The organism is Variovorax sp. F042 (genome assembly GCF_057814215.1).
In genome coordinates, this window is the sequence record NZ_JBVASX010000009.1 from 108,202 (window position 1) to 117,303 (window position 9,102).

The following is a 9,102-nucleotide window of genomic DNA, read 5'->3' on the forward strand; positions in this document are numbered from 1 at the left end:
GACATGGCCAAGAGTCAGCAACGCAGCACCAAGGAAGCGAAGAAACCGAAGAAGGACACCTCGCCGCCCAAGCCTGTGGGCACTGGCGGCATCGAGCCCGTTCGCACGATCACGACGGCGGTCATTCCCCGCGGCAAGCTCAAGAACAAGTGACGAACGACGCTCCAGCACCTGCCCCAGCGGCCCCCGCGGCCGCAAAGGCCCAGCCGCGCAACCCGCTGCATGGGGTCACGCTGGAGGCCATCGTCACCGCGCTGGTCGACTACTACGGGTGGGAGCACCTGAGCGAACTCGTTCCCATCCGTTGCTTCACGCTCGACCCGAGCGTGAGCTCGAGCCTCAAGTTCCTGCGCAAGACGCCGTGGGCGCGCGAGAAGGTCGAGAGCCTTTACCTCTTCATGCTGCGCGAGCAACGCCGCGAACAGCAGCAACAACAGCAAAGCCAGCCGCCGCAGCCATGAAGGTCCGACTCGAGCCCTCGGGCCTCGACTTCGAGACCGATGCCGGCACCACGCTCCTGAAAGCCGCCGAGGCCGCCGGCATCGAGCTGCCGAGCTCGTGCCGCAACGGCACCTGCCGCACCTGCATCTGCCAGCGGCTGTCCGGCGAAACCCGCCACATCATCGAATGGCCCGGCCTGAGCGCCGAGGAAAAAGCCGAAGGCTGGATCCTGCCCTGCGTGGCGCAGGCGCTGGGTGACATCACGCTCGACGCGCCGGGCGCGCGCGCCCTGTTCGCAGACTAGGACTTGACCGGCGGCCTGACCGAAGGCGCCGCCACCACCAGCCGGTCCCGCTGGGCCAGCGACGGGAAAAGCCTGAACCAGGTCAGCGCGACCAGCATCGTCCCCACGCCGCCCACCACCACCGAGCCGACCGGCCCCAGCAGCGCCGCCGTGGCGCCCGACTCGAACTCGCCGAGCTGGTTGCTCGCACCGATGAAGATCGAATTGACCGCACTCACCCGCCCGCGCATGGCATCGGGCGTTTCGAGCTGCACCAGCGTCTGGCGGATCACCACGTTGACCATGTCGGCGCCGCCCGAGACCGCCAGCGCGATCAGCGAGACGACAAAGCTCTTCGAAATGCCGAACACCACCATGCACAGCCCGAAGAGCCCGATGGCCAGCAGCAGCGTGCGCCCCACGCGGCGCTCGACCGGCCGGCGCGTGAGCAGGATCGACATCACCAGCGCCCCCACCGCCGGCGCGCCGCGCAGCAGGCCGAGCCCCCAGGGCCCGGTGTGCAGGATGTCCTTGGCGTAAATCGGCAGCAGCGCCACCGCGCCGCCCAGCAGCACCGCGAACAGATCGAGCGAGACTGCGCCGAGCACGGGCTTGCGCTTCCAGATGAAATCGACGCCCGCGAACACGGTGGCCAGCGTCACCGGCTCGCGCGCGGCCGGCGTGTAGGCGTAGCGAAGCCGCAGCACCAGCGCGCAGGCGACGACAAAGAAGGCCACGCTGGCGCCGTAGACCACCGCCATGCCCGCCACGAACAGCAGCCCGCCGAGGGCCGGCCCGCCGATGATCGCGCCCTGCATGCCCGCCGAGCTGAAGGCCATCGCACGCGACAGCATGCTGGGCGGCACCAGCAGCGGCGTCAGCGCCTGCTGCGCCGGCATCTGGAAGGCCCGCACGGCGCCCAGCACCAGGGACAGGCCCAGCAGCAGGCCGCGCGAGTCGTGCTTTTCCAGCACCGCCAGCAGCAGCACGAGCGCCACCAGCCCCTGTACCGCGAAACAGGCCGCCACGATGCGGCCCCGGTGGTGGCGGTCGACGACGTGGCCAGCCAGCAGCGCCAGCAGCAGCGCGGGCACGAACTGGTAGAGGCCGACGAGGCCCAGGTCCCAGGCGCTGCTGGTGAGCTCGTACATGTGCCAGCCAATGGCCACCAGCAACATCTGCGAGGCGGCGGTGCCGAACAGGCGCGCCGTCCACATCTGCATGAACGGGCGTTCGCGCGTCAGGTCGGAAAAGCTGGGGGGAGAAGAGGAAACGGAGGCTGGGGCGGGGCCGGACATCCGCTCAAGGATAGCCGAGGCCGGATGAGCGGGGCATGAGGGGCCGGGAACGCGGGAACGGGCCGCCATCGTGCTCTCTACACTCTGCGGCATCCATGACGACCGCGCCGCCGCTCCTGCAACCCGTTCACGAAGACCCGCACCTGCTGGTGCTCGGCAAGCCCGCCGGCCTGCTCTGCGTGCCCGGCCGTGGCGAGGACAAGCAGGATTGCCTGAGCGCACGCGCCATGCGGCAGTGGCCCGACGCGCTGATCGTGCACCGGCTCGACATGGCCACGAGCGGGCTGGTGGTGATGGCACGCGGCATCGAAATGCAGCGTGCGCTGAGCGCGGCCTTTGCCGAGCGCCGGGTACACAAGCGCTATGAAGCCATCGTCGATGGCGCGATGCCGCTGCTGGAAGACTGGTCGCTGATCGATGCACCGCTGATGGCCGACTGGCCGCGCAGGCCGCTGCAGAAGACCGACCCGGCGGGCAAGCCCAGCGTCACGCGATGGAAGGCGATTTCATTGCTGCCTGGCGAGCCTGCCGCGACCCATGTGCTGCTGGAGCCGCTGACGGGCCGTTCGCATCAGCTGCGCGTGCACCTGCTGTCGATCGGGCATCCGATTCTTGGCGATGCGCTATACGGCGATGCCGCCCTGCAGGCACGCGCGCCGCGCCTGCTGTTGCATGCGAGCGAGCTGGGGTTCGTGCACCCAGTGACGCAGCAGGAGCTTTACTTCAAACGGCCGCCCGATTTCGCCGTCGTTTCCTGACCAATCAGTCAGCCTCCCTTGACGACCAGCACGGGCATGTTGGCGTCCTGCAGCACGCGCTGCGTCACGCTGCCTAGCAGCAGTTTCTCGATGCCGCTGCGGCCGTGCGAGCCCATCACGATCAGGTCGGCCGCGATGGCGATGGCCGTGTCGACGATGCCTTCGTGCACCACGTGGCCGTCGATCACGCGCTGGTCGCTGTGCAGGCCTTCGGCCGCCAGGGCAGCCACGCCGCGTGCGAGCGCCGCGTTGGCGCTGGCCGTGGCTGCTGCGAGGTATTCGTTCTGGCCGAGCGCATAGTCCGCGCCCACGCCGATGAAGGGGTAGTTGTCGATCACGTGAATGAGCGTGATGCGGCTACCGAAAGCCAGCGCGAGGCCGCTGGCCTTGCTGACGGCGAGCATGGAAGTTTCGGAGCCGTCGATCGGAACCAGGATGTGATTGAACATGGCGGGACCTCGCTTTCGTTCGCAGACAGACACGGCCCACATGGAGCCGGGCCCCGAATTTAACCGCTGTTCCGCGGACGGACTGTAGGACTCGTGCCAGCGACGGCGCACAGCGCCGCCGTGCGGCTTCAGTCCCCCTGGAAACCCTTGGCGCGGCAGGTGATCACGAGCGTGTCGCGCCAGCCTTCGCCGCCCTCTTCCAGCGGCTGGATCGGCGTCGATTCGTGGATCACGCGCGCATCGTCGAGCACCAGCAGGGTCCAAGGCTCGGTCATGGTGAAGCGCTCGCCGCGGCGGCCGTTGGCTTCGAACACACGCGTCTCGCCGCCCTTGATGCCGTGCCGGCCGACCAGTGCCACGGCCACGAGATCCACACCATCGCGGTGCGCGCCCTCGGGCGTCGGGCGGCCGATGCCACCGGCGGTGTCGATGCGGAACTGGTGCGCTTCCACGTACCAGCGCTGCGGCGCACCACGCATGTTGCTGCTGGCCTTGCCGAGCTGCTGCAGCAGCCGCTGCCACACGGGTTGCGCCACGGTGGCCTCGAGCATAGGCGCGAACCAGCGCTGCATGCCCCCGTGCAAGGCGTTGTATTCGACCGGCTGCCAGTGCGCGCGATGCGGCACCTGTGCCAGCGTGGCATGGTCGTCGGCTTCGACGGTGAAGCAGGCATGGCGCCGCGTGCGGTAGCGGCCGCCGTCCTTCAGGTATTCGTCGGGCGGGAGATCGTTCCAGTCCGCGTGCAGCGCATTCAGCTGCGCGAGCGGAACGCCGAGCCATTCGCTGACGCCCTGCGGACTGAGCACTGCATAGCCTTGATCGCGCAATGCGGCAGGCAGCTCGGCGGGGGCGATGAACGGGGGAGTGAAAGCGGCCGTGGTCACTGCGCGCTGACCTTCACGTCCTTCCAGAACGCGACGCGGTCGCGGATCTCTTCGGCTTCGGGCTTCGGGTCGGCGTAGTACCAGGCGGCGTCGGTGTTGAGTTCGCCGTTGACCAGCAGCGAGTAGTAGCTTGCGGTGCCCTTCCAGGGGCAGGTGGTCTTGTGGTTGCTGAAGGTGACTGCGTCGCGATTGAGCGAACTCATCGGGAAATAGTGGTTGCCTTCGACGAGCACGGTGTCGTCGCTTTCGGCGATGGTGACGCCGTTCCAGGTTGCTTTCATGGTCTTGGTCTCCAGGGGGAGGGTTGCGGGCGCTGGCCGTTGCGCTGCCGCACGGGGTTTGGGTATTGTGCCGTTGCTTGGCTTGCCCGCTTTCTTCGGGGCGATATGGGCACTATTGCTTTGTTTGTTTTCCGGGGCCGGGTCTCGGCCCGGCGGCCGACTCACTTTCTTTTGCTTCGCCAAAAGAAAGTAAGCAAAGAAAAGGCGACCCTGCTGTCTGCGTCCCTTCGCTTCGCTACGGGCAACCTGCGGTGCTCGACGTAGACGGGGGTCCGCAGAACTCGCTTCGCTCAAACAGCTGCGGCCCTGATCCCGTCTACGTCTGCGCTCCTCGGCGCAGCCAGAAGGGATTGGGGAGCCCAACAGGCCTTCGCTGCGCTCGGCCTCTGAACAGCCGATACCAAGCCGAGCGAAGCAAAGGCCCGAGTTGTCTCCAACCCCCTCTGGCTGCGCCGAGGAGCGCAGCGTTTCGCGGATCAGGGCTCGCCCTTGTCTGAGCGAAGCGAGTTTGGGCGAGACCCCGCGAAACGCGAGCACCGCAGGTTGCCCCTTCGCACAGCAAAGGGGTCGCAGACAGTGGGGTCGCCTTTCTTTTGCCTACTTTTCTTTGGCGAAGCAAAGAAAAGTAGGTCGCCCGCCGGGGCGAGTCCCGGCCCCGGAACAAAAACTAGGCAGCCAACCAGTGAACGCTAAAGAGCTTCTCAGGATCCGTCCAAACCGCACCAGGCCGAAACCCAGCCCGAGCAGCCAAAGCCCGAAGCCCTTCAACAGTGAACTTATGCGAGTACTCAGTATGAATAGTCTCGCCCTCCTCAAACCCAAACCGCTCCCCATTCAACGAAACGCTCTGAGCCCGCCGGCTAACAAGATGCATCTCGATCCGCTGCCGAGGCGCGTTGTAGAACGCCGCATGCGCAAACCCATCGACATCGAAGTCCGCATCCAGCTCGGCATTCGCCCGACGCAGCAGATTGAGATTGAACTCCCCCGTAACCCCTTGCGCATCGTTGTAGGCCGCATGCAAGCGCCCCGGATCCTTCACCAGATCCACCCCAATCAGCAGCCCACCTCCACGCAACATCCGAGCAGCCAGCTGCAAAAAGGCCAGCGCCTCCTCAGGCTCGAAGTTCCCAATAGTCGACCCCGGAAAAAACCCGACTCGCCGCCCCGAACCAGCCATAGGCGCAGGCAGCACCAGAGGCATCGTGTAGTCCGCAGCAATGGGCTGCACCACCAGCTTCGGATAGTCCGCTTTCAACCGCTCGGCCGCAGCCTCCAGATGCTCCCCTGAGATATCGATGGGCAGATAGCGCTTCGGCGCCTGCAGCGCATCGAGCAGCAGCCGCACCTTCGTGAGCGACCCGGCCCCGAACTCCACGATCTCCGCGTTCGGCCCGATCTGTTCGGCGATCTCCCCGGCGCATTCGCCAAGAATGCGCAGCTCGGTGCGCGTCGGGTAGTACTCCGGCAGCTCGCAGATGCGGTCGAACAGCTGCGACCCTGCTGCGTCGTAGAAAAACTTCGGCGAGATGCTGCGTGGCGAGCGCGCAAGCCCGGCTTGCATCTCCCGCCCGAACTCCGACAACGGCGTGGCGACCGCTGGAGAAGAAGAAACACGCGGCTTCGCAGCAGGCGCGAACGACAGCGACGAGGAAGAAGTTGGATTGCGCATGATCAAAGGTCTTTCGCGAGCCGCAGCCCCGAGAACTGCCAGCGCGCCGCCGGCGGAAAGAAGTTGCGATAGCTGGGCCGCGTGTGCCCTGCCGGCGTGGCCACGCTGCCGCCGCGCAACACCAGTTGCCCCACCATGAACTTGCCGTTGTATTCGGCCGCGATACCGGGCATCGGACGGAAGCCGGGATACGGGTCGTACGACGAACGCGTCCACTGCCAGACATGCCCCGTCATCTGCGAGATGCCCGGCGCATCGAACGCGGCTTCCCATTCGAATTCGGTCGGCAGTCGCGCGCCGGCCCATTCGGCGTACGCGGCGGCTTCATAGAAACTGAGCTGCGATACGGGTGCATCGGCCTCCATCGGCCGCACGCCGTGCAGGCCGAACACCTGCCAGCCTGCATTGCCCTGCTGCTGCGCGCCAAGCCCAAGGCGTGGATCGTCCGGCTCGAGCCAGTACGCCGGATGTCTCCAACCGTTCGCCTGCACGGCGGCCCAGCCATCGGACAGCCAGAGCTCGGCCCGTTGATAGCCGCCGTCCGCGATGAACTGCGCGTAGTCGCCGCAGTTCACCAGCCGGTCGGCAATCGCATAGGGCTGCAGCAGGGCCTTGTGGCGCGGCGTCTCGTTGTCGAAGGAAAAGCCCGGCCCCGCGAACCCCACTTCAAGTACGCCGCCGGCTTGCTCGATCCAGCGCACGGCGGGCGGCACGGCAGCCAGCCGCAGCGCGGGCCCGCTCGCGGGCTTGTAGGCGGGCAGCAGCGGGTTGCACGACAGCGCGTGCAGGATGTCGGTGAGCAGCAGTTCCTGGTGCTGCTGCTCGTGGTTCAGCCCGAGCGTGACGATGGGCTCGACAGTGGCCCAGTCGAGCCCGCCCTCTTCGAGCAGCGCGACCACCGCCTCGTCAACGTGGCGGCGGTAGGCATGCACCTCGTCTACCGAGGGCCGCGTCAGCAGTCCGCGCTGCGGCCTCGGATGCCGCGGCCCGAGCGCCTCGTAGTACGAGTTGAAGAGGTAATGAAAACGCGCGTCGAAGGGCTGGTAGCCGCTGGAATGCGGCTGCAGCAGCACGGTCTCGAAGAACCACGTGGTGTGCGCGAGGTGCCACTTGGTCGGGCTCGCGTCGGGCATCGACTGGATGCACTGGTCTTCGGCGGAAAGCGGAGCGGCAAGCGCCAGGCTCGTGGCGCGCACCTCGCGAAACCTGTCGCGCAGTGTGCTCGCCGCCTGTGTGATCGGCCGGGAAAGCGTCATGGGGTCTCCAGTCGGGTCAGCCGCAAGTTTTAGCCCATCCGGGCTGCGGCGGCGCGTAGGACAAAACGCCGCCGCCCTGCCGCCGGCACTTCGGCAAAGGGCAGCCACTGTGGCACAAGATTCGAGGCCTTGCAGGCGGCTGCGTATCATCCGTGCGATGCAAACGACCAACCCCTCAGGCAGGCCCAAAGTCGTCATCGTCGGCTGCGGATTCGGCGGACTCGAAGCGGCACGCAAGCTGCAGAGCGCCGACGTGGACGTGACGGTGATCGACAAGACCAACCACCACCTGTTCCAGCCGCTGCTGTACCAGGTGGCAACCGCCGGGCTCGCCGCGCCGTCGATTGCGGCGCCGGTGCGCGCGCTGTTCCGCAAGCAGCCGAACATCACGACGCTGCTGGGCGAGGTGGGCGGCATCGATCCGGCCACGCGATCGGTGCAACTGGCCAATGGGGACCGCGTGCCGTACGACCACCTGATCGTCGCGGCCGGTGCCACGCACAGCTATTTCGGGCACGACGAATGGGCGCCCATGGCCCCGGGCCTGAAGACGCTGGCCGATGCCTTCGAGATCCGCCGCCGCGTGCTGCTGTCGTTCGAGAGCGCCGAGGTCGCGGCCGACCTGGAGCGCCGCCGCGCCCTGCTCACCTTCGTGGTGATTGGTGCCGGCCCCACGGGCGTCGAGATGGCCGGAACGCTGGCCGAGATCGCCAAGCACACGCTGTCGGGCGAGTTCCGCCACATCGACCCCGCCAGCGCGCAGGTGCTGCTGGTCGAAGGCGGCCCGCGCGTGCTGCAGGCCATGCCCGAGTCGCTGAGCCAGAAGGCGCTCGAACAGCTGGAGAAACTGGGGGTCGAAGTGCGGCTCAACGCGCGCGTGACGTCCATCGATGCCACCGGGCTCGAAGTGCAGACCGGTGGTGGCGCAGACGGTGCACCGGTCGCCAGCTACCGAATCGATAGCAGCTGCGTGGTGTGGGCGGCGGGTGTGGCGGCCTCGCCGCTGGGCCGCATGCTGGGCACGGCCACCGGCGTCGAATGCGACCGCGCGGGCCGCATCAAGGTCGAGCCCGACCTGAGCCTGGCAGGCCATCCCGAGATCAGCGTGGTCGGTGACCTCGCCGCCGCCATGAGCCATGCGCCCGGCAAACCGCCCAAGCCCGTGCCCGGCGTGTCGCCCGGCGCCAAGCAGATGGGACGCGCGGCGGCCGCCAATATCCTGCGCCGCATTGCGGGCCAGCCGACGGTGCCGTTCCGCTATGCGGACTACGGCAACCTCGCGACCATCGGCCGCAATTCGGCGGTGGTCGACCTGGGCACGCCCTTCGGCCCGCTGCGTTTCAGTGGCCGGCTCGCGTGGCTGTTCTGGCTGTTCGCGCACGCGTACTTCCTGATCGGCTTTCGCAACCGCATCGTCGTGATGATGGACTGGGCCGGCGCCTACTGGAGCTTCCAGCGCAACGCGCGCGTGGTGGCGGATGTGCAGGGCAAGAGCGAGTCCTGAACAAGGAGATCACGCGAAATGTCGCTGGCCTTGTGGATCGCGGTGCATGCCGCCGAAGCGCTCTTCTGCCTCTGGGTGCTGCGCTGGGGCGGTGCCGAACGGCTCGAAGGCAGTTTCGCCTCGGGCCTTATCAGCAACTTCGCGCCGCGCTGGAGCGCCGAGGGGCTGCGCATGGCGGCGCTGATCCTGCTGGTCTTCTGCGCCATCACTTTCGTCGTGGGCCTGTTCGTGCCCTCGCTGCGCTGCTGGGTCGGCGGCTCCTGCTGAGCACCGCCA

The 9,102-nt window shown here is 67.3% G+C and carries 12 protein-coding genes; 6 read left to right on the forward strand and 6 right to left on the reverse strand.

What is annotated here, in order from left to right; translation table 11 throughout:
* Positions 1 to 3: 3 nt before the first annotated feature.
* The 3 genes from ACZYSP_RS24540 to ACZYSP_RS24550 are packed head-to-tail and all read left to right on the forward strand — an operon-like array spanning position 4 to position 745.
* The gene (locus ACZYSP_RS24540) at positions 4 to 153 is read left to right on the forward strand and encodes a hypothetical protein (RefSeq protein WP_013542593.1); all 150 of its coding nucleotides are present in this window, start codon (positions 4 to 6) and stop codon (positions 151 to 153) included.
* Positions 150 to 461 carry a VF530 family protein gene (locus tag ACZYSP_RS24545; protein ID WP_093059110.1) on the forward strand — a complete coding sequence of 104 codons (312 nt, stop codon included), beginning with the start codon at positions 150 to 152 and terminating at the stop codon, positions 459 to 461. Before ACZYSP_RS24540 ends, ACZYSP_RS24545 begins: the two co-directional genes overlap by 4 nt.
* Complete coding sequence (locus ACZYSP_RS24550; RefSeq protein WP_093059109.1) at positions 458 to 745, forward strand: 2Fe-2S iron-sulfur cluster-binding protein; 288 nt, start codon at positions 458 to 460, stop codon at positions 743 to 745. The genes ACZYSP_RS24545 and ACZYSP_RS24550 overlap by 4 nt, the downstream gene beginning before the upstream one ends.
* Here the strand turns inward: ACZYSP_RS24550 and ACZYSP_RS24555 are convergent.
* Positions 742 to 2,022, reverse strand: coding sequence for an MFS transporter (locus ACZYSP_RS24555; protein ID WP_257014892.1), 1,281 nt, complete (start codon positions 2,020 to 2,022; stop codon positions 742 to 744). The two genes, ACZYSP_RS24550 and ACZYSP_RS24555, sit on opposite strands and share 4 nt — an antisense overlap.
* 95 nt (positions 2,023 to 2,117) lie before the next feature.
* Here ACZYSP_RS24555 and ACZYSP_RS24560 point away from each other — a divergent pair, with 95 nt between their 5' ends.
* Positions 2,118 to 2,780 (forward strand): RluA family pseudouridine synthase, encoded by a 663-nt coding sequence (locus ACZYSP_RS24560; protein ID WP_489017121.1) that lies wholly within the window; start codon positions 2,118 to 2,120, stop codon positions 2,778 to 2,780.
* A gap of 8 nt (positions 2,781 to 2,788) precedes the next feature.
* Here the strand turns inward: ACZYSP_RS24560 and ACZYSP_RS24565 are convergent, their stop codons facing one another.
* From ACZYSP_RS24565 to egtB, 5 genes are all read right to left on the reverse strand, one after another.
* A complete protein-coding gene (locus ACZYSP_RS24565) occupies positions 2,789 to 3,229 on the reverse strand; it encodes a universal stress protein (RefSeq protein ID WP_007833935.1) in 441 nt (146 codons plus the stop codon).
* 128 nt (positions 3,230 to 3,357) lie between these two features.
* Positions 3,358 to 4,113 (reverse strand): 2OG-Fe dioxygenase family protein, encoded by a 756-nt coding sequence (locus tag ACZYSP_RS24570; protein WP_489017124.1) that lies wholly within the window; start codon positions 4,111 to 4,113, stop codon positions 3,358 to 3,360.
* Entirely contained in the window at positions 4,110 to 4,394 is a 285-nt protein-coding gene (locus ACZYSP_RS24575) for a DUF427 domain-containing protein (RefSeq protein ID WP_093059105.1), read from the reverse strand. The genes ACZYSP_RS24570 and ACZYSP_RS24575 overlap by 4 nt, the downstream gene beginning before the upstream one ends.
* A gap of 667 nt (positions 4,395 to 5,061) precedes the next feature.
* On the reverse strand, positions 5,062 to 6,066 hold the full coding sequence (gene egtD / locus ACZYSP_RS24580) for an L-histidine N(alpha)-methyltransferase (RefSeq protein WP_489017127.1): 1,005 nt from the start codon (positions 6,064 to 6,066) through the stop codon (positions 5,062 to 5,064).
* A 2-nt stretch (positions 6,067 to 6,068) separates the two neighbouring features.
* Entirely contained in the window at positions 6,069 to 7,322 is a 1,254-nt protein-coding gene (gene egtB / locus ACZYSP_RS24585) for an ergothioneine biosynthesis protein EgtB (RefSeq protein WP_489017129.1), read from the reverse strand.
* Between the two features lie 157 nt (positions 7,323 to 7,479).
* Here egtB and ACZYSP_RS24590 point away from each other — a divergent pair, with 157 nt between their 5' ends.
* On the forward strand, positions 7,480 to 8,826 hold the full coding sequence (locus ACZYSP_RS24590; RefSeq protein WP_093058314.1) for an NAD(P)/FAD-dependent oxidoreductase: 1,347 nt from the start codon (positions 7,480 to 7,482) through the stop codon (positions 8,824 to 8,826).
* Between the two features lie 18 nt (positions 8,827 to 8,844).
* Positions 8,845 to 9,093 carry a hypothetical protein gene (locus ACZYSP_RS24595; protein WP_093177838.1) on the forward strand — a complete coding sequence of 83 codons (249 nt, stop codon included), beginning with the start codon at positions 8,845 to 8,847 and terminating at the stop codon, positions 9,091 to 9,093.
* The last annotated feature ends 9 nt before the right edge of the window (positions 9,094 to 9,102 follow it).

Coding starts and splice junctions, on each gene's coding strand:
- ACZYSP_RS24560 (WP_489017121.1), top strand. CDS start 2,118: ATGACGACCGCGCCGCCGCTCCTGCAACCCGTTCACGAAGACCCGCAC.
- ACZYSP_RS24590 (WP_093058314.1), top strand. CDS start 7,480: ATGCAAACGACCAACCCCTCAGGCAGGCCCAAAGTCGTCATCGTCGGC.
- egtB (WP_489017129.1), bottom strand. CDS start 7,322: ATGACGCTTTCCCGGCCGATCACACAGGCGGCGAGCACACTGCGCGAC.
- ACZYSP_RS24575 (WP_093059105.1), bottom strand. CDS start 4,394: ATGAAAGCAACCTGGAACGGCGTCACCATCGCCGAAAGCGACGACACC.
- ACZYSP_RS24540 (WP_013542593.1), top strand. CDS start 4: ATGGCCAAGAGTCAGCAACGCAGCACCAAGGAAGCGAAGAAACCGAAG.
- egtD (WP_489017127.1), bottom strand. CDS start 6,066: ATGCGCAATCCAACTTCTTCCTCGTCGCTGTCGTTCGCGCCTGCTGCG.
- ACZYSP_RS24565 (WP_007833935.1), bottom strand. CDS start 3,229: ATGTTCAATCACATCCTGGTTCCGATCGACGGCTCCGAAACTTCCATG.
- ACZYSP_RS24555 (WP_257014892.1), bottom strand. CDS start 2,022: ATGTCCGGCCCCGCCCCAGCCTCCGTTTCCTCTTCTCCCCCCAGCTTT.
- ACZYSP_RS24550 (WP_093059109.1), top strand. CDS start 458: ATGAAGGTCCGACTCGAGCCCTCGGGCCTCGACTTCGAGACCGATGCC.
- ACZYSP_RS24595 (WP_093177838.1), top strand. CDS start 8,845: ATGTCGCTGGCCTTGTGGATCGCGGTGCATGCCGCCGAAGCGCTCTTC.